At 60.3% G+C, this 19,225-nt stretch carries 18 protein-coding genes and 3 pseudogenes; 10 read left to right on the forward strand and 11 right to left on the reverse strand.

Going from position 1 to position 19,225, the window contains the following annotated elements:
- Window positions 1-68 precede the first annotated feature (68 nt).
- The 5 genes and pseudogenes from B6S01_RS19650 to B6S01_RS19665 all read right to left on the reverse strand — a co-directional run.
- Window positions 69-742 (reverse strand): annotated as a pseudogene (locus B6S01_RS19650) (transposase); the annotation flags it as partial.
- 461 nt (window positions 743-1,203) lie between these two features.
- Window positions 1,204-2,133 (reverse strand): electron transfer flavoprotein subunit alpha/FixB family protein, encoded by a 930-nt coding sequence (locus tag B6S01_RS19655; protein WP_037463760.1) that lies wholly within the window; start codon window positions 2,131-2,133, stop codon window positions 1,204-1,206.
- On the reverse strand, window positions 2,130-2,879 hold the full coding sequence (locus tag B6S01_RS19660) for an electron transfer flavoprotein subunit beta/FixA family protein (RefSeq protein ID WP_037463758.1): 750 nt from the start codon (window positions 2,877-2,879) through the stop codon (window positions 2,130-2,132). The genes B6S01_RS19655 and B6S01_RS19660 overlap by 4 nt, the downstream gene beginning before the upstream one ends.
- A gap of 1,260 nt (window positions 2,880-4,139) precedes the next feature.
- Window positions 4,140-4,348, reverse strand: a pseudogene (locus B6S01_RS22215) (integrase); the annotation flags it as partial.
- A gap of 124 nt (window positions 4,349-4,472) precedes the next feature.
- Window positions 4,473-5,213 (reverse strand): dienelactone hydrolase family protein, encoded by a 741-nt coding sequence (locus B6S01_RS19665; protein WP_037463757.1) that lies wholly within the window; start codon window positions 5,211-5,213, stop codon window positions 4,473-4,475.
- A gap of 805 nt (window positions 5,214-6,018) precedes the next feature.
- Between B6S01_RS19665 and B6S01_RS19670 the strand changes: the two genes are divergently transcribed.
- The 9 genes from B6S01_RS19670 (at window position 6,019) to B6S01_RS19705 (ending at window position 14,097) form a co-directional block, all read left to right on the forward strand.
- Window positions 6,019-6,480, forward strand: coding sequence for a MaoC family dehydratase (locus B6S01_RS19670; protein ID WP_037463753.1), 462 nt, complete (start codon window positions 6,019-6,021; stop codon window positions 6,478-6,480).
- Window positions 6,481-6,493: 13 nt separating this feature from the next.
- Window positions 6,494-6,991, forward strand: a complete 498-nt coding sequence (locus B6S01_RS19675) for a MaoC family dehydratase (RefSeq protein WP_051908122.1) — start codon at window positions 6,494-6,496, stop codon at window positions 6,989-6,991.
- An 83-nt stretch (window positions 6,992-7,074) separates the two neighbouring features.
- Entirely contained in the window at window positions 7,075-7,941 is an 867-nt protein-coding gene (locus tag B6S01_RS19680) for an HpcH/HpaI aldolase/citrate lyase family protein (protein ID WP_231567951.1), read from the forward strand.
- Between the two features lie 168 nt (window positions 7,942-8,109).
- Complete coding sequence (locus tag B6S01_RS19685; RefSeq protein WP_037463747.1) at window positions 8,110-9,282, forward strand: acyl-CoA dehydrogenase family protein; 1,173 nt, start codon at window positions 8,110-8,112, stop codon at window positions 9,280-9,282.
- A gap of 184 nt (window positions 9,283-9,466) precedes the next feature.
- Window positions 9,467-10,624, forward strand: a complete 1,158-nt coding sequence (locus tag B6S01_RS19690) for a thiolase C-terminal domain-containing protein (protein WP_037463744.1) — start codon at window positions 9,467-9,469, stop codon at window positions 10,622-10,624.
- 3 nt (window positions 10,625-10,627) lie between these two features.
- Window positions 10,628-11,074, forward strand: coding sequence for a Zn-ribbon domain-containing OB-fold protein (locus B6S01_RS19695; RefSeq protein WP_037463742.1), 447 nt, complete (start codon window positions 10,628-10,630; stop codon window positions 11,072-11,074).
- Entirely contained in the window at window positions 11,055-11,183 is a 129-nt protein-coding gene (locus B6S01_RS21965) for a hypothetical protein (RefSeq protein WP_269319805.1), read from the forward strand. Before B6S01_RS19695 ends, B6S01_RS21965 begins: the two co-directional genes overlap by 20 nt.
- Window positions 11,184-11,233: 50 nt before the next feature.
- On the forward strand, window positions 11,234-13,330 hold the full coding sequence (locus B6S01_RS19700) for an acetate--CoA ligase family protein (RefSeq protein WP_037463740.1): 2,097 nt from the start codon (window positions 11,234-11,236) through the stop codon (window positions 13,328-13,330).
- Complete coding sequence (locus B6S01_RS19705) at window positions 13,327-14,097, forward strand: SDR family NAD(P)-dependent oxidoreductase (protein ID WP_062793064.1); 771 nt, start codon at window positions 13,327-13,329, stop codon at window positions 14,095-14,097. The genes B6S01_RS19700 and B6S01_RS19705 overlap by 4 nt, the downstream gene beginning before the upstream one ends.
- A 265-nt stretch (window positions 14,098-14,362) precedes the next feature.
- On the opposite strand, the pseudogene B6S01_RS19710 reads toward B6S01_RS19705, so the two are convergent.
- The 6 genes and pseudogenes from B6S01_RS19710 to B6S01_RS19735 all read right to left on the reverse strand — a co-directional run bounded on the left by B6S01_RS19710 (window position 14,363) and on the right by B6S01_RS19735 (window position 17,994).
- Window positions 14,363-14,897 (reverse strand): annotated as a pseudogene (locus tag B6S01_RS19710) (electron transfer flavoprotein subunit beta/FixA family protein).
- 121 nt (window positions 14,898-15,018) lie between these two features.
- Window positions 15,019-15,285 carry a cytochrome C oxidase subunit IV family protein gene (locus B6S01_RS19715; protein WP_081570596.1) on the reverse strand — a complete coding sequence of 89 codons (267 nt, stop codon included), beginning with the start codon at window positions 15,283-15,285 and terminating at the stop codon, window positions 15,019-15,021.
- 5 nt (window positions 15,286-15,290) lie between these two features.
- Window positions 15,291-15,866, reverse strand: coding sequence for a cytochrome c oxidase subunit 3 (locus tag B6S01_RS19720; RefSeq protein WP_037463733.1), 576 nt, complete (start codon window positions 15,864-15,866; stop codon window positions 15,291-15,293).
- A 278-nt stretch (window positions 15,867-16,144) separates the two neighbouring features.
- Window positions 16,145-16,609: a VOC family protein gene (locus B6S01_RS19725; RefSeq protein WP_231567950.1), complete on the reverse strand. Its 465-nt coding sequence runs from the start codon at window positions 16,607-16,609 to the stop codon at window positions 16,145-16,147.
- Window positions 16,610-16,752: 143 nt separating this feature from the next.
- Window positions 16,753-17,589, reverse strand: a complete 837-nt coding sequence (locus B6S01_RS19730) for an alpha/beta fold hydrolase (protein ID WP_231567949.1) — start codon at window positions 17,587-17,589, stop codon at window positions 16,753-16,755.
- A gap of 111 nt (window positions 17,590-17,700) precedes the next feature.
- On the reverse strand, window positions 17,701-17,994 hold the full coding sequence (locus tag B6S01_RS19735; RefSeq protein WP_051908118.1) for a DUF1330 domain-containing protein: 294 nt from the start codon (window positions 17,992-17,994) through the stop codon (window positions 17,701-17,703).
- Window positions 17,995-18,452: 458 nt separating this feature from the next.
- Here B6S01_RS19735 and B6S01_RS19740 point away from each other — a divergent pair, with 458 nt between their 5' ends.
- On the forward strand, window positions 18,453-19,223 hold the full coding sequence (locus tag B6S01_RS19740) for a hypothetical protein (protein WP_081570598.1): 771 nt from the start codon (window positions 18,453-18,455) through the stop codon (window positions 19,221-19,223).
- Window positions 19,224-19,225: the final 2 nt, after the last annotated feature.

Consider the following 19,225-nt stretch of genomic DNA (forward strand, 5'->3'; position numbering starts at 1 on the left):
CGCGCCGCTGGTCTTTTCCGGCGTCATTTTGAGCGGTTTGTCCCGGATCCTCCGGGTTTCAGGCAGAGTCATCCCATGCTTTCGCGGCGTTCGTGGAAGATCAGCCGGTTAAAGTTATAGGCCAGGTTGCAAAGGGTGAGCTTCGCTTCGACACGGGCCAAGCCGATGGTGCGGATGAACAGCCCGAACCGGTTCTTCTGATGCGCGAAGACATGTTCGACATGGGCCCGGATCGACGACTTTGCGGCGTTGGCCCTGGCGATCGCTCTCGGCATGGGCTTGCCCTTGGGTTTGCGCCGGTGAATTCGGGATGTGAGCATCCGATCAGACAACCACTTCTCGTTACGCTTCGAGCGATAGGCGCTATCAGCCCAGACCTCGCAGCTGGTGTTATCGGTGCTCACGACGTGGCGAGGGAAACGCCCATCCGCGGTCGATGCAGAAGTGACCGCCATCTCCCGCATGAAGCCATAACGCCGGTCGCTGCTGATATGCGATTTGTAGCTGAAGACCGGCAGGGCAATCATGAGCAACGGCGTGTCGTCCTCGCGATGACGCACCTTGCCGCCGATCTTGAGCGTCCAGCGTGCATCAGTGTCCTTCTGCGCGGCCTTGTTCGGCTCGTCTGGCCAAATCTCCGCGCTCTTGCCCGACTTGATCGCCTCGCGTTCGCCCTCGGTATTGCGTTGCTTCGGCGCGGGCACCAGCGAGGCATCGACATCTGCCCGGACATCGGGATGTAGGCGCCGCATAACCGCGCTCCCCTCTCCACTTTCCCGGTTCCTCAAGGAGCACCTTCCTCGCGATCATCGTGCCAGCCCGCACACCTGTGATGCCTGCCTACGGCTTTCAATTGCTCGTCATCTTTACGGCGCGGCAGCTGAAGAAGACGCCGTCCCAACTGGAAGTCGAAGATATTGGTGTACCGATGACCCTGTCCTTCCTCGACCTTATCGAACAGGATCGAGATAATACGGCGCGATCCCGAAATGCTCGATTAGCGGCGATCAAGTCATTCTTCCGCTTCCATGAATCGTGTACCGGCTCATCTCGATCAGTCGCCTCGCGTCCCCGCAATCCCAAGCAAGACTTCGAAACGTGCAAAGCTGCCGTCAAGCAGTCCCGATTGATGAGCCTGTTCATCTCCTATGTTCGTGTCCGCTCTCATCCAGGTGTAACCTTTATGTGCCACCCAATGTCAGTTCACAACTTCTCGGTCAGTTCCGGCACAATTTTGAAAAGATCGCCCACTAAGCCGACATCGGCGACCTGGAAGATCGGGGCGTCCTCGTCCTTGTTGATGGCGATGATGACCTTGGAGTCCTTCATGCCGGCGAGATGCTGGATCGCGCCGGAGATGCCGACCGCGATATAGACTTCGGGTGCCACGATCTTGCCGGTTTGGCCGACCTGATAGTCGTTGGAAACATAGCCAGCATCCACTGCCGCGCGGCTCGCGCCGACGCCGGCGCCGAGCTTGTCGGCGAGCGGGTCGATCAGCGCGTGGAACTGCTCGCCCGAGCCGAGCGCGCGGCCGCCCGACACGATGATCTTGGCGCTGGTGAGTTCGGGTCGCTCGCTCTTGGCGATCTCGGCGCCGACGAAGCTGGACAGCCCCTTGTCGCCGCCGCCCGTGACGGTTTCGACGCTGGCGCTGCCGCCCGCACTTCCCGCCTTCTCGAACGCGGTGCCGCGGATCGTCAGCACCTTCTTCGCGTCCGACGACTTGACCGTGGCGATCGCGTTGCCGGCATAGATCGGGCGGGTGAAGGTGTCGGCGCTCTCCACGCTGAGCACTTCACTCACCTGCATCACGTCGAGCAGCGCGGCGACGCGAGGCGCGATGTTCTTGCCGCTGGTGGTGGCCGGCGCGACGAACGCGTCATAGCCGCTCATCAGTTCGGCGATCAGCGGCGCGACGTTTTCGGCGAGCGCATGGCCATAGGCCGCGTCGTCGGCGAGCAGCACTTTCGACACGCCCGCGATCTTCGCGGCGGCATCGGCGGCACTTTGCGCGCCCTGGCCCGCGACCAGCGCGACCACGTCGCCCAGCTTCGTGCCGGCGGTCACCGCCGCCAGCGTCGCGTCCTTCACCGACGCATTGTCGTGTTCGACCCAGACGAGAACGCTCATGCTACAACTCCCAGCGTCTTGAGTTTGCCGATCAGTTCATCGACATCACCGACCTTGACGCCGGCCTGGCGCTTGGGCGGCTCCTCGACCTTCACGGTGATGAGGCGCGGGGTCACGTCGACGCCGTAATCGGCCGGCGTCTTCTGCTCCAACGGCTTAGACTTGGCCTTCATGATGTTGGGCAGCGAAGCATAGCGCGGCTCGTTGAGGCGAAGGTCGGTTGTCACAATTGCCGGGGTCTTGAGCTTGACCGTCTCGAGCCCGCCATCAACTTCACGGGTCACATCAACGCTGTCACACGACACTTCGACCTTGCTGGCGAAGGTACCCTGGCCCCAGCCGAGCAACGCTGCGAGCATCTGGCCGGTCTGGTTGTTGTCATCGTCAATCGCCTGCTTGCCCAGAATCACCAGGCCTGGCTTTTCGGCTTCCGCGACCTTGGCCAGCAGCTTGGCCACGCCGAGCGGCTCGACTTTGTCCTCGGCCACGATCAAGATCGCACGGTCGGCGCCCATCGCAAGTGCGGTGCGCAGCGTCTCCTGCGCTTTCTGTTCGCCGATCGAGACGACGACGATCTCGCTCGCGGCGCCCCTTTCCTTGAGGCGAATGGCTTCCTCGACCGCGATCTCGTCGAACGGGTTCATGCTCATCTTGACGTTCGCCAGATCGACCCCCATCCCGTCCGCTTTCACGCGGGGCTTTACGTTGTAGTCAAGCACGCGCTTGACCGGTACCAGAAGTTTCATCCGCCGAACCCTACGAAAAGAATTTCAGTTCAATCGCTGACACGCATATTGCCTGCACACAAGAACGCACTTTTAAGCGCTGACTGTGCTCGAATGTCGCAGACGCATAGCGCGTACCCTGCTAGCCACTTTCGGCCAAAAAGCAAACTGTAATTTCATATGAGAATAAAAATTCTGACACGAGAATTAACTCAGCCGTGGGCGGGCATGAAGTTCGTGCTTCATGTGTGGACATCGGTAATCGCGGCCGCCGCTGAGTTGCTGTAGTGGCGCGAGCGGACGATTCGAGTGGTTCGACCATCGGAGGCTATCATGAGGCATTTTTTGAGCTGGACGTACCTCAAAAATTGACCGCAGTTTGTATGGTCAATGCTGAAGGATCTCGCGTTTGGCTTGGACAATGCCATTCAACGCCGGAGCAAATTGAGGCAGTCATCCTGATCAGGCTCAAGCGCGCTTGTGGCCTTAGGATTGGGCAAAGGCTATCGCGAAGCGAGCCGGCATCGGCAAAGCGCGCGTGGCTTTAGCACGCAAGCTCGGTCATCCTTCACAGCATATGGCGTTCAGGTAAGCCTTTCCGTTGGGCTGATGAACCAGTAGCCAGCTGATAAACTGCCGATCTCAGGATTCCTGTTCGGCCACAATCCAAACGGAATGCTTGCCAAATTGGGCGAGTACGTAGGTGACTGCGCAGAGGGCCTGGGCTTGTCGTTCCGTCGGGAAAGTCCGTTGTAGGCCTTGCAGTGCCTCGACTTAAGACCAGATGCTGCGGCGACTTTATCGACCGCGAAGAGAACCGTGAGCCCCGGCAGCAATTTCAGAAAATAGAAGTCGGCGAATGAATGGCGATTAGGGAACGCCCCTGCGGTGGAAGAGCTTTTGGGAAGTGAAGAGCATGGGTTGGGTGCACCCATGTATTCGGCCGGCTCGTGTAGCACCGCATGGCTCCCGGCGCTCACAAAGTCCGCGGACCAGGCTCCCAATCATGTCATCCCGCTCGAAGCGCTGTGCTCCCTAGGCTTGCTCGATCCCCGGTCCGGTCTGTTTGTCATGATCACTCAGCTGCCCTTGCACTATTCCCCCGGCGGCTTCAGCGGACCGCAAGGACAGCGGTCACGCGGCAACCCCCGCATAGGTCTCCTTACGCGCCGATACTCCTAGGCAATCCGGGCTGTCTTGTTGGCGGGCCCGACCGTGGCGATCGTTGCGGACTTGCGCTCAAGGAACTGGGCCAGCCAAGTCTGTCGACTAGGACCCTATCACCTCAATCTTCACTAAGTCGCAGCTGCGTAGTTTGCTGTCGATCGCCAGTTCAAAGAGCGCTCTATCGCGATGGCGCCCTCCCGGTCTAGGAAAAAGTGAGCAACCCAGATCTATTATTGCGTGAGCGATCGTTTGGTGCCGACCGTCTTGGCGGCTTTCCACGGGGGCTAACACTGTGCGGCAGCATCGTAGTGCGAGTATCCCATCACTCCTCTCCGCCGCCTTGTTGGCCATGGCAAGAACGCAGTGGGTATCGCAGATACAGAAATCCGCCTGACCGTTAGCAACCCCAGAGCGGAAACACGATGACCAGTCACCTCTGGCTGCAGGCTATGCGACTGGGGTTCTGCCGAAAACTTCGTCGAAAAGAGCGAGCATCTCCAACCAAGATCGGGCATCCGCACTCGCATCGTAGCGTGCGAGCTCAGGTTGCCCCAATTCGTCGGCATTGCGGTTTGTGAAGCTGTGCACGACCTTTCCATAGAGGTGCATACGCCAATCAACGCCACCCTCGCGCATCTCCTTCTCGAACCCTGCGCGCTCCTCAGGTGGCACGCCAGGATCATCGGCCCCGATGCAGACCAGCACCTTGCCCACAATGTTCTTTGCATCCTGGGCAGCTACTGTGGCCAATCCGCTATGGAAGCCCACGGCGGCTGCGAGATCGGCACCACTTCGCGCGAGTTCGAGGGCCATGGTGCCGCCAAAACAAAATCCGATGGCTGCAACTTTGGATCCATTTACCTCCGGACGGGTGAGCAACGCGTCGAGGCCACCACGAGCGCGAGCACGCGTTCTGGTCAGATCCTGCCTCATCGGACCGAGGATGCCCATCACCTCCTCGACGCTGGAAATCACCCGACCGCTTCCATGAAGATCACATGCGAGAGCCGCATATCCGAGCGCGGCCAGCTGCTCCGCTCTCGCCTTCGCATGGTCTCCAAGCCCAAATGCTTCGGGGAAAACCAGTACGCCTGGCCGTAAGCCCGCGACCGATTCTTCCACGAAGAAATGACTGATCATGGTCAATCCGTCAGCCTCATAGCTTAGGATCTCGGTCTTTATGGCCATATCTAATCCTCCGTGAACCCTAATCGATCGACTTTATATTTGCACACCCGCTGCCATGATGGCCAGCATTTACTCAGCTGGTCCACCCCAACGGAACGGCACGATCACAGGGCGAGCAGAACGTTCACAGCTGGAGCGCAGCCGACGCGCTCATACAGCGTATGAGCGAGATCATTTCATAGCGCTGCCTCCAAGCCCACGATGGTCGGCTCGTCCATTTCCTTCCAAGTGGAGAGGGCGCGGCGCTCGGCCACCACATAGAGATAGGGGCCTGGATCGCAGCGCCCTTGAGTTCCCTATGGATCTGTCGAGTACGCAGCTCGGTCGATCCGGCGAGCCCCGATTCACTGGCTTTTCACGGCATCTGAGAGCGACGCAACGCTAATCCAAGGCGCCGAAGAAAGTCGCCGAGGGACGATGGACTACCCTTCGAGCTCGACGCGTCTGCGATGTTCTCGGTTCAGGAGCAAAGCCAGAACAGACCGACGTTTGTATCTTGCCCCCGTCCGCAACGCGGAAAATTAACCAGCCCACCCGCTTCGAAATATTCTGAATATAGAAATATTATCGGATAGCGGAATTGGGAGTTGCCATTCTCCGCCGACACCGATAAACAATTGTGCACACAGCAGCAGGTACGGTGCTCAAAGCCCAGGATCGGCGGAGACCAGTTCAGGTGAGTCAGGAGATTTCCCGCCCGCAGCTCGCTTGTCGAGTTGGGACCCGGCAAATCTCTCGGGCGCACGTTTCGTTCATCCGGTAAATCACCGACGCCGCAAATGGTATAACTTTAGGGGAGTCACGAATGGCCGGGCTATATTTCGAGGATTTTGAGCCCGGGAACGTTTACAGGCATGAGGTCACCCGGACGGTGACGTTGGCTGACAGCATTCAGTTCGCCTGCTTGTGCATGGAGACGGAACCGACTTACATCGATGAGGACTGGGCAAAGCGCAACGGGCGTCACGGCCGGATCGAGGTGTATCCTTATTATGCACTGGCGATCGTCATGGCGGTTCAAGTGACCGAACTCACGCAAGGAACCACGCTTGGAAATCTGGCGATGGGCGGCATTACGTTCCCCCATCCAGTGTTTCCTGGTGACTCCCTGCGGGGTCAGACCACCATACTTGGCAAGACGGTAAGCAAGAGCAAGGCTGACCGGGGCGTGGTCGAGTTCTTCCACGAGGGATTCAATCAGGAAGGGAAGCTGATCGCCAGCTGCATGCGCAAGGGCATGATGCTTCGACGGCATCCCCGGGTCTGAGGAGAGGATAAACATGCCCGGACTTTATTTCGAGGATTTCGTGGTCGGTAAGACCTATCGCCACATGACGTCGCGCTCGGTCACTGATTACGACAATATCTGGATGGCGTGCATGACGCACAACACGCAGCCGCTGCATATAAACTTCGACTTCTCCGAGAAGCAGGGGTTGCATGGCAAGCCGCTCTTCAACAGCGTGTACACGATGTTGATCCTGATCGGCCAGGCATCGCAGGAGCTTACCCGCGGGACCCTGGTGGAAACAGCTTTGGTCACGGATATCGAATTCCCAAGGTCGGTGTTCGCGGGCGACACGCTCTATACGGAGACCGAGGTTAGGAGTCTGGAGGCAAGCCCTTCGGGAGAGGGCGGCGGCGTCGTGGAATTGGCTCACAAGGGCCTTAATCAGAATGGCGAGGTCGTTGCGACGTTCACGCGCAAGGTGCGCCTGCGCGGCAGGCCCGCCGCTTCGACGGTCGACCAGTCAAATAACGGGGAGTTCCAACGTTGACGTCCGCAAGTGAACCGAATCAGTGGCCTTTTCGCTCGCTTCTGTTCGTCCCGGGGCACAAGCCTGACTGGATCAGGAAGGCCGTGGGCTACGGCCCCGAAGGGTTGATCCTGGATCTCGAAGACGCCGTACCGCCCGCCGAGAAGGTGGGCGCTAGGGCGATCACGAGGGATGGCATCGCCTTCCTGAAGACCACCGGTGTCGGCGCCTTCGTGCGCATAAACCCACTAGACGAAGGCGGCGTCGAGGACGTGCTTTCCGTGACCACGGCCGGTCTGACCTGTATCCTCCTTCCCAAGTTGAGAGATGCCGACCAGGTTCGCGAGTTGGCCGACCTGCTTTCCTATGCAGAAGGCAAGGCGGGGATGGAGCGCGGCGAAGTTTCGATCATGGCCATTCCGGAAACGGCGGAAGGGCTTTGCGACGTTCGGCAACTCGCCAGCGCCAGTCCGCGGGTCAAGTCCGTGCTGACTGCCATCATCGATCGCGTCAGCGATGACGTGGTGTTCACCGGGGACACGGTCTTGGCGGCAGGGTTCATCCCGACCAGGGAGGGCTTTGAGCAGATCTATCTGACTTCCAAGCTTTGCGTCGAATCGCGCGCTGGCGGGGCAGCCTATCCGATGGCGTCGCTGATCGGCACCGACCTCCAGGACCGCGAGGCCGCGGTTCGGATTGCTAAGCGCATGAAGGCGACCGGCTTTACCGGCTGCGTCGCCATCCACCCCAATCACGTGGCCGTCGCCAACGAGATCTTTCGCCCGACGCCGAGCGAACTGAAGTTCCAGGTCGGTGCGCTGAAGGCCATGCGAGAGGCTGAGGCCGCGGGCCTGTACGCGGTCCGCTACAGGGGAATGATGATCGATCGCGCCAACGTCGCTCTAGCGGAGAAGGTGATTGCGGACGCGCGCCGTTGTGGAATGGAAATTCCGGCTGAAGAAGACCTTTGAGCTTGTCATATGCTGACGCACTCGCCGCGTACTTGCCTGACGGAACAGGCAGGTAACGCGGTAGTGGCAGCAATCATTTAGCGAGCTGAGCTAAACGACGCCCCACGGTATCCAGGGCGGCATGGATCGGCAATTAGAGGCAGCGTCTATGCTGCATTGGAGTTTTGAATGGATTTTGAGCTAAACGAAACGCAGTTGGCCGTCGTGGACGGAATTAACAAGATCTGCGCAGATTTTCCGGATTCCTATTGGCTGGAAAAGGACAACAAGCACGAGTTCCCGCACGATTTCGCCCAGGCGGTGTGTGACGGGGGCTATTTCGGCATCATGATGCCCGAGGAATATGGCGGCGCTGGTCTCGGTTATACCGAAGCGGCCCTGATGATGCAGGCGATTGCCGAGTCGGGCGCCTGCATGGCCGGCTGCACGTCGATCCACGTCAACATCTTCATGCCCGGCGCCATTCGCAAGCATGCCTCGCCGGAGCAGAAGGAGCGCTGGATCTCGAGGTTGATGACGCTCCAGGATCGTGCTGCATTCTGCGTCACCGAGCCAGGCGCCGGGATCGACACCACGCACATCACTACCAGGGCGGAATGGAATGCCGAGCGCCAGCGGTACCTGATCTCCGGCCAGAAGGTCTGGATCTCCGTGGCGCAGCAGGCGAACAAGATCATGGTGCTCGCGCGCACCACGCCCCTGGAGAAGACCAGCCGGCCGGCAGACGGGCTCAGCCTCTTCTACACCGATCTCGACCGCGATTACGTCGATGTTCAGTTGATCGACAAGATGGGCCGTCACGCCGTCGACTCCAACGCCGTCTTCTTCGACGGCTTGCCCGTGCGGAAGGAAGACCTGATCGGCGAAGAAGGGCGCGGACTGGAATATCTGTTCAGCAGCCTCAATGCCGAACGCATCCTTGCTGCAGCTGAATGTGTGGGCATGGGGCGTGCAGCGCTGCGCCGCGCGTCGGATTACGCCAGGGAACGAGTGGTTTTCGACCGGCCGATCGGCAAGAACCAGGCCATTCAGCATCCGCTTGCGGCGAACTGGTGCCAGCTCGAAGCAGCGAACCTGATGATGCTGAAGGCTGCATGGCTCTACGACAACGGCAAGTCATGCGGGGTTGAAGCCAATGCGGCCAAATGGCTCGCTGCCGAAGCAGGGTTCGACGCCTGCCAGCAGGCCATCATGACGCACGGCGGCATGGGATATGCGAAGGAATACCATGTTGAGCGTTATCTGCGTGAGCTGCAGATTCTTCGTATCGGCCCGATCCCGCCTCCATTGATGCTCTCCTTCATCGCGGAGCGGCAGCTGGGCATGCCCAAGTCCTACTAAGGACCTGCCAGTTCAGTTGCGGCAATTTGGGCGGTGATGCTACATTGCGGAGCCGCCCAACCAGTATTTAAGGATTTTTCGTGAGACCTCCGCTTATCTTAATCGCGCCTCATGCCATGCGCCGTGAACATGTCAGTGTGGCGATGCCGATCGGGCAGCTGAGGTGAATCCGTTATCGACAATCATGCGAAAGCAGACGGCCATTGTCGGCGTTGGCGCAACGCCGTTTACCAAGCGCGGGGGATCCGCCCCCCAGACGCTTGACGAACTGGTCTGCAAGGCAATCATCGCCGCTGCTGACGACGCCGGCATCGCAGTGCCCGAAATCGATGGCTTCGCCTATTTCGCCGGTGGCTTCGACACGCCGTTCCTCGTCGAAACGCTCGGCATTCCGGAAGTACGCTATACCGCGAGCCTAACCGGCAGCGGTGGCGGATCGGCCGGAATCGTCGGACTTGCCGCGTCGGCCATCGTCTCCGGGCTGGCCGAGGTGGTGGTGTGCGTCGGCGCGGTTCAGCAGACACAGGTGCGCTACGGCGCGATGACCACGGCGTATGCCGCAACCCCCCAGTCCGCCTTCTACAAGAGCGCAGCGCTGGTCGGGCCCGGCCACATGTTCGCGCTGCTCGCGCGCCGGCATATGCACCTGTACGGAACGCGCCGCGAACATTTCGCCGAAGTCGCACTTACTGCGCGAGCGAATGCGGCCAATCATCCGAGGGCGTTGATGCGCAAGCCGCTCACGCTGGACCAGTATATGGCGGCGCCGCCGATCGCCGATCCGCATTGCCTCTACGATTTCTGCCTTGAATCCGACGGTGCCGTCGCCGTAATCGTCACGAGTGCCGAACGGGCCAAGGACCTTAGACAGCGGCCCGTGCAAGTGTTGGCGAGCACGCATGGCGGCGCCGGAGAGTGGGGCCGCTCCATCTACACGATGAACATGTCCGACGACACGTTCGCATCCTCCGGGCACGCCGCCGTGGCACGCAGACTCTATGAGATGGCAGGCGTTGGCCCGAACGACATCGATGTCGCCCAGATCTACGATCATTTCACCTCGCAGGTGATCATGCAGCTTGAAGACTATGGGTTTTGCGACAAGGGCGAAGGCGGTCCATTCGTGGCCAGCGGCGCCATCCGATTAGATGGAGGCAAGATACCTGTGAACACCGACGGCGGTCAGCTTTCCGGGGCCTATATTTGGGGGATGACGCATGTGCAGGAGGCAGTCGAACAGCTGCGCGGCACCGCGGTCAACCAGGTAAGCGGGGCCGAGGTCGCGCTGGTAACTGGCGGTCCGGCCAGCTTGCCGGTGAGCGGCCTGATCTTGGGGGTCTGACGCATGCAAGAGCCTGTCTCCAAGCGACCGCCCGACCATCTGTTCTCCCTTGTCACGGACCAGTGGACTGAGCCCTATTGGTCAGCCGCCGCTGCACATCGGCTGGTGGCTCCGCGCTGCGCGGAATGCGGCAAGTTTCGCATGCCGCCCACCCCATTCTGCCCCAATTGCCGCTCGCAGCGGATCGATTGGGTGCAGCTCTCGGGCGAGGGCACCGTGTACTCATACTCGGTCGTCGCAGTTCCCATTTTTCCGGAGATGGCAGACTCGGTCCCCTACATTACCGCTGTCGTTGAACTGGCCGATGCCGGCGGCGTTCGACTGATATCGAACATCGTCGAAGCGCCGCTTTCATCGGTCCACGTCGGTGCACCGGTGCGTGTCGTCTTCGACGATATCTCGGACGGCGTGACCATTCCGCGCTTCAGGCTTGCAGAGCCACCTGCATGAACTTGGCGCGCACGACACGAAGCTCGCTTCGACGCTGGGCGATCCCGGCCTTGTCGAGTCACTGCCGCTCGAAATCCGCATGACGAGCCCGGCGCGCAACAGCCGCTGACCGCTGTCTCGGCCCACCAACCCACATAAAGTCGAAAACTGGAGAATCCCATGACCACGTCAACCACCTCCAAGCGAGATCAGATCCATAATCTGTTCAATCCGCGGGCCGTTGCGATCGTCGGGGCCTCGCCTGATCGGACAAAGCTCAGCAGCCATCCGCTGTTCGCGCTTGAAAACCTGGGCTTCAAAGGTCCGGTCTATGCCGTGAATCCCCGCCATGAGACCATATTTGGGCGGCAATGTTTCCACGCGATCGCGGAGTTGCCGGACGAGGTCGACACCGCGCTGATCGTCCTTCCCGCGGAACTTGCCGTCCAGGCCGTGCGGGACTGTGGTGAGCGCGGCATCCAGGGCCTTGCGATTCTCGCGCAGGGGTTCGGTGAAGCTGGTGGAGAAGGACTGGAGCGCGACGCTCAGTTGACTGCGATGGCGGAGCAGTACGGCCTCGCGATCTGCGGGCCGAACACGAACGGCTTCTCGAACGTTCCGGCCGGCCTGGCCATGACCTTTGCGCCGGCCTACGCGACCAAGGGAATCGTTCAACCGGGCAAGGTGAGCATCGTCTCGCAGAGCGGCGCTATGGTGAGCACGGTCCTGTCCCAGCTTTCAGCGCGGGGGGTGGGCATCTCCAAGACAGTCACGTGCGGCAACGAACTCATCCTATCGATGGCCGACTATCTCGAATATTTGGCCGAGGACCCCGAGACCGACATCATCCTCCTATACGTCGAAACCATCCGCGATCCGGCGGCCCTGCGGGCAGCCCTGGAGACCTGCCGCGAGCGCGGCAAGCGGGTGGTCGCGCTCACGATCGGTGAATCCGCGGGGGGACAGCGTGCAGCGTTGTCGCATACCGGAGCCATCGCCGGCTCGTACCGCAACACCGTTTCCTTTCTGCGCGCCCAGGGCGCTATTGTTGCGGAAGATGGCGAGACGCTCGCCGCGCTCGTGGAATGCGCGCTGCGATACAACTGGGCTCCGGGCGACGCCGCCAAGACCTGTATCGTGTCGATTTCCGGCGGCTTCGCGGCGCAGGCGGCCGATGGCATGGCGCGCATGGGGTTGGCACTCGCGGAGCCGTCCGAGCAGGCAGCAGCCGAGCTGAGCGCTCTGCCGACCCAGAGTCACCCGGTCAATCCGTATGACATTGCAGCCCAGAACGCGCTCATTCCCACGATCATCGACATCTTCAAACGGGATGGCTACGACCAGCTCATTTTCGGCCTGGCCTTGCTGAGAGACGAGGCGCGCAAGTCCGTGATGGACATGCTCGTCGAAGCTAAGCAGGCAGGCTTTGACAAAATCTTCGTGGCGACACCGGACCTGTCGCGCGAGGACCGAGCCTACCTCAACAGCAAAGGGATTGCGGTCGCCACCGATCTGCGTCCGCTGCTCTTCGCCTTGCGCGCGTTACGCGACGACAGCGCCTGGAACGCCGCACGGTCCGCACGCGCTGCTTCGGAACAGGATGCGCCGAGCATTGCGCTGCCGTCGCAGGACGGACTGCTCGACGAGGCTCGCAGCAAGTCCTGGCTGCAGGAACTGGGCGTTCGCGTACCGGCTTCGCGCGTGCTCGCGCGGAATCTCGACTTGGAAGCGGTTGCTCCGCTGACCCGTCCCGTGGTGATGAAGGGGCTGTCCGATCGCATCGCGCACAAGACGGAGCACGGGCTGGTCGAACTTGGACTGCGTACCGACGCGGACATGCAGGCGGCGTGGGACCGGATCCAAGCGGCACTGGCAAAGGCTGATCCATCAAGCGACCGCATCCTAATCGAGGAGCAGATCGGGACGGGTCTGGAAGCGATCATCGGCGTTCAGCGCGATCCCGTGATCGGACCCGTGGTCGTGGTGGGCGCGGGCGGCATCCTGGTCGAACTGCTCGACGACGCCGTGGTCCTGATCCCGCCGTTCGGCGCCGCAGAGGTGCAGGAAGCGCTGTCACGCACTCGTTTCGGCCGTCTTCTCGAGGGGTATCGCGGCCGGAAATATGATGCCGGCGCCCTCGTTAAACTGGCCGTCAAACTTGGCGCCGTCGCCCTGGCAGAGCCGCGGCTGGACTCGCTGGACATCAATCCGCTACTGGTACAGCCCGATGGCAGCGGTCTGGTGGCCGTGGATGCCAAGATCTTCCTGAAGTCATGACCATGACCCCTTCCATGCGCATCGATGGAAAGGTGGCGATCGTCACCGGCGGCGGCGGCAGTCTCGGCACCCAATGCTCCATGGCACTCGCCGAAGCAGGTGCCGCCGTTGTCGTCGCCGGCCGGACGCTTGCCAAGTGCGAGCAGACGGCCGAGAAGTTGCGGGCGAGCGGCGCTCAAGCGCTCGCGGTAGAGGTCGATATCACCAGCGATGGGGATGTCCGACGCATGGTCGACAGGACCGTCGCGGAATTCGGCCGCGTCGACGTGCTGTTCAACAATGCAGGCGTTGCGTCGCTCAAGCCGTTTTTGGAGAGCGTCGAGGAGGAATGGACGCAAATCTTCGAGGCCAACATAAAGGGCCTCGTCCTGTGTACCAAGGCCGTTGCCCCGCTCATGCTTGCGCAACGAGCGGGCCGCATCATCAACATGGGATCCGTTGCCGGCTGGGGCGGCCTTGCGAACCGCTCGGCTTACGCATCCAGCAAGGCCGCGGTCGCAAACCTGACCCGTACGCTCGCAGTGGAATTCGGGTCGAACGATGTTACGGTCAATGCCGTTTGTCCCGGCGTGATTGAAAGCGACTTGAACCGCGACTTTCTGGCACAGCAGCCGCAATCCTATGAGGGCTTGCTGCGTCGAACCCCGCTCGGACGCTTCGGAAAGCCAGAGGAGGTCACCGGATTGGTCGTGTTCCTGGCGTCTCCCGCAGCCAGCTTCATCACGGGTCAGGTGATCTACGTGGATGGCGGATACAGCGCAGGTTAGGCTCTGCCGTGCCATGAGTTTCCAATGTCAATATGGTGGGGGCTCGTTACTCGAGAGTCTGCGACTTGCGGCAACTTCTTAGAGCGGATCACGACACGTCGGTCGGCGATGCCATGCTATCGTTGTCCCGTGCGTCTATCTACGGTTGCGACTGACGGGCCCCTTCCCCACTTTTCTACTTTGCGCCGTCACAGGAGGCTGGGCCATCGTTCTTACATTCGCAACGACGGCGTAGTGCAGAACATCAGACGCGGCCAAGCGCTTCTCATAGACTCTGCGCGTCTATGCGCCGCGCCTGGTTGCGGCTGCCGATGGCGAGCGTGACGGTCTGGGGGCGAAGGTCGGTCGTCACAATCGCCGGGGTCTTGAGCTTGACCGTCTCGAGCCCGCCATCAACTTCACGGGTCACATCGACGCTGCCACACGACACTTCGACCTTGCTGGCGAAGGTGCCCTGGCCCCAGCCGAGCAGCGCTGCGGGCATCTGGCCGTTGGTTGTTGTCATCGTCAATCGCCTGCTTGCCCAGAATCACCAAGCCTGGCTGTTCGGCTTCCGCGACCTTGGCCAGCAGCTTGGCCACGCCGAGCGGCTCGACTTTGTCCTCGGCCACGATCAAGATCGCACGGTCCGCGCCCATCGCAAGTGCGGTGCGCAGCGTCTCCCGCGCTTTCTGTTCGCCGATCGAGACGACGACGATCTCGCTCGCGGCGCCCCTTTCCTTGAGGCGAATGGCTTCCTCGACCGCGATCTCGTCGAACGGGTTCATGCTCATCTTGACGTTCGCCAGATCGACGCCCATCCCATCCGCTTTCACGCGCGGTTTCACATTTACGGTCAAGCACAGGCTAGACCGGCACGATCACCTTCATTCCGTCCGCTATTGTTCCGGGTGATCAGCGCTCAATTAACGCAATATTGGCTCAACTCACGTCAAGCATCACGAGTAATACCACGCCGACCACAAGGACCCAGACCGAATAGGCCAGTCGCAGCGGCCGTACCGCAGCTCTCAGTTCCATGAAGTGCATCCCGATGAGCCACGCCTTGGCCATCGCCATGAGCATCACGATTGATCCGGCAATGCTCGGGTTCAGGATCGCTGGATTGATCCAAGTGAGATAGGACAGCAACGTGGCAGCCACGAGTATCACCCAGATGAGGACCGGGCGACCTGAAAAGGATATCATCAGTTTCACCTGTGGATGTAGAAAATGGCAAACAGGAAGACCCAGAGAACATCGACGAGATGCCAAAACAAAGCGCAGCACTCAATGAGCTCCAGGTTCGTGCTCTGCGTCTTTCCGGAGACCAACCTGCCAAAATATTGCAGGGCTGCCAGCCCAATCAGCACATGTATCAAGTGAATGCCGGTAATAACGAAGTAAAGCATAAAAAATATGTTGGTGCTCGGAAGAAGCCCTTCCGCCCACTTTTGATAATATTCGACTGACTTAATACAGATGAAAATCAGTCCGAGTACCTTGGCGTTAGTGATCCACCGTATCGCCGCAGTGTCTTCTCCCTTGCGGGCAGCCTCTAGCCCCAGAACGACTAGCAACGAACTCGTCAATAGAACAAAGGTGTTCGTCAGGCCGAGCGCCTGGTTGAGCGTGGGATGCGAGGCATGGAATACCGCAGGCTGTTCCATGCGATAATAAGCAACCGTTCCGAACAGCAATGCGAATACGAACAGGTCGCCGAGTATCATGACCCACAGACCAGGTTCACCAGGAATTTTCCCGGAGGTCAGCTGTCGTTCATCCTTCAAGTCTGGGCTCCTCTTCCGCTAATTACATGGGGGCAGCTGTTATCAGCTTGCCTTTATCGTTCTGCATACATCGCGCCCGATCCTGGCTTTGAGCCTCAATCATGCAAAATCGAGGGGCAGTTCAGGGATCCATGATGTGACCACTAAGCGTGCCGGGCCTTTCGCCAGAACGATCATCAATCATCGTGAAGTCGGACGAAGACGGGGCTATCCGGGCTTGGATCAGGCGCGGCAGAGCGTTCGCCCGACGATTGAGAACTCGCGCCTGCGCCTTGTCTTCAGTTGCTGTCGGTACCCCGCCGGATCTGGATGAGTTCAATAGGATAGCCATCGGGATCCTTAACGAAGGCAAGTTGGGGCCCGCCGGCAAACAGCGTCTTGGGGGCGGTGATCTGTGTCCCGCCATAATCCGCAAGGCGAGTGTACATCTTGGTCACGTCAGGCACGCCGATCGCGATATGCCCAAAACCAGATCCGTGGGTGTAGTCGATGTCCGCATCCCAATTATAGGTCAGTTCAACCGCCGCGGGCCCATCGCGATATCCGGCGAATGACAGGAACAGGATCGAGAACCGGCCCTGCTCGACGTCGTAGCGATCGAGCAGCGTCATACCCAGACCGTCACGGTAAAAGCATAGCGACTGATCGACATCCCGGACGCGCAGCATCGTGTGCAGCACCCGCGGCTGATCCGTGTCGTCCCCCCAAGCCCAGAACGGGTCAATCTCGGCAACCTTTGTCATGCTCATATCCTTTCATGTTCATCCTGCGCTCCGGCTCGTGCGCGCAGGACGGGCTCGAAACCGCACATGATAATGCTCAGCATGGCCGCCATGCTAAATGTTCCATCCCCAACGCTCTCAAACCTGAGCGCCATACCGACCATCTAATGCAGAGGAAGGCGTCGATCGAGAAACGCAAAAACCCCTTCGTTGAACGCATCATTTCGATCGCCCGCAACCATATGTCCCGCATCGGGCACTTCGAAGACTTCCGTCTGAGGCACCAGCGCCCGCATTTCCGCCACGCCGGCTTCGTCTACAATATCGCTGCGGCCCCCACGTATCAGCAGCGTTGGCAACGTCACCCGTGCGGCGACCCCAATCATGTGCTCGGTGAACAAAGGCGGTTCTGAGCTTGGATTGGCGTTCAGTAATGCAGGATCCCAGTGCCAGCGCAGCCGTCCGTCGGGGCTTGCCCGCAAATTCTTGTTCAGGCCGGTCGAATCCTTGGGCCGCTCGCGGTCTGGATAGTAGGTAGCGACCGCATCAGCCGCTTCCTCCAGCGTCTCGAACCCGTCGGGATGCGCCGTCATGAAAGCATGAATATGATCCGTGCCCTTCTTTGCAGGCCGCGGCACGATATCCACCATGATCAGAGCCTTCGCGATCGGTTGCGGGCTGGACCCAATCGCATAGAAGGCGCTTGCGCCACCCATCGACGCGCCGACCAATGCCACTGGCCCCTTGATCGTCGGCAGGATGGTGCACAGGTCGCGCGAAAGCGCTGGAATGGTATAGTCTCCATCCGCCGCCCAATCGCTGTCGCCATGTCCCCGCGCGTCGTAATTGACGACCGAATAGCCCCGGTTGACCAATCCCATGAAGAGCTGCTTCCAGCTGTGCCGGGTCTGTCCGCCGCCGTGCGCCAGCACAACGGTCGGAGCATCGGGCGAGCCGGCCACATCTGCGACTAGCGTGATGCCGTCAGCCGTTCTGAACATTCGGTGCTCAATATCTGCCACGCGCCATCCACATTCGAAGCCGGCGATGCGAACTCAAGGCATCGATCCGAGTTTCAGCATTGCGAGCCCACCGCATGGTGCCCGCGAGTTTCAAGCCAGCCCGTCGATCGCTACGATAAACTTCGTGTCCGCATTCGCATGCCGGATGGGCAGCACCTTCTGGTAGATGGGCGAATCATACCACCGCTGCAAGGCGTCGCGATCCTTGAACTTCATCAGGATCATGCGTTGGGCGGGGATGGCACCCTCGAGCAATTCCGGGCTGTCCGTGACGGCCAGCGCCTCGACATCCTGGCCCTCAAGGCTCGCGAAAGAGCCGGCCTCATACTCGCCATAAGCCTCGAGATTCTGCCGGTCGATCGCGGCAATGAAATATACGGTCATCCTGGTCTCCTGGACTAATGCCTTTACTCCTCGGAGTTGTACGCGGTGGAGCCGTTTTGCCAACTCCCCGCTCCTATCGAGAATAGCGAGAAAACGCACGAAACCTTGTCAGCGGGCGCAGACACAGCGGTATAGAAGGGCCAGCGCAGGAGCACCGTGCACGCCTGGAGAAGCGGCGAGCGTGATGCTCTTCGATCAAGCGCCCACCGATCTGCCGCGCCCGATGAACAGCAGCCAGCATCGGTCCACGTCGATGCCCTGCCCCTAGCGAGCGTAACGTCTGTCGCAATTGTGCAAAGTGCTTCCACATCGCCTTTCGGAATGGCAGCTGGCCATATAGATAAGCGTGCTCACCGGCCCGCTAACGAGTCAGCGGACGAGGACAGTCGGCACAGCTTAGAAACGTCATGCGGTTGTGCCATTGAACAGTCGCCGGTTGCAGGAGAAGGATTGATCCGATGATGAGTGCATCTGCAAGGCGAGCAATCCAGCGCTTCGGTGCCACCAGCGGGTACTGGTATGTGGCCCTGCTTCTTCTTGGCTGGGTTGCCGTTGCCGGGTTCGTGCCGCCGCACCGCCCCAGCGCCGGCGCCGAAGAAATCGCAGCGGTGTACCAGGGCAACGTCACGCGCATTCAACTCGGCATGATCATCGTCATGATCGGCGCCGCGATGTGCGCGCCTTTCACCGCCATCCTTGCCCAATATATCTCGCGGATCGAGGGCGGGCCAGGGGTCCTTACCTATTCGATCGTGCTCGGCGGCATCGGCACGATCGTGCTTACATTCTACCCGGCGATCTTCTGGTTGGTTGCGGCCTATCGCCCGGACCGGTCGCCCGATGTCATCCTCATGCTCAATGACTGGGCGTGGCTGCAATTGATCGGTGGCGCGACGATTTTCTGGCCATTGCCGCTGGGTATGGCGGTGGCGGCGCTTTGCGACCGTAGTGCCAATCCGGTGTTTCCGCGTTGGTCGGGCTGGACGTCGATCTGGTTGTTCCTTATGATCCTTCCCGACCAGCTGCTCTTTTTCTTCAAGACCGGACCGTTCGCCTGGAATGGTTTATTCGGGTTCTGGCTGCCGTTGAGCGCGTTCGCGGGCTGGTTCGTGCTGGCATCGTGGCTCATGCTGGCGGCAATGAAGCGGGGCTATTTTGCCGATGCCGAACCCGAGGCGCTTGCGGCTTCTGCGTCCCCGATCTCAAACTCATACGCCACTGTGCGCTGATG

This window comes from Sphingobium herbicidovorans, assembly GCF_002080435.1.
Taxonomy (GTDB): Bacteria; Pseudomonadota; Alphaproteobacteria; order Sphingomonadales; family Sphingomonadaceae; genus Sphingobium; species Sphingobium herbicidovorans.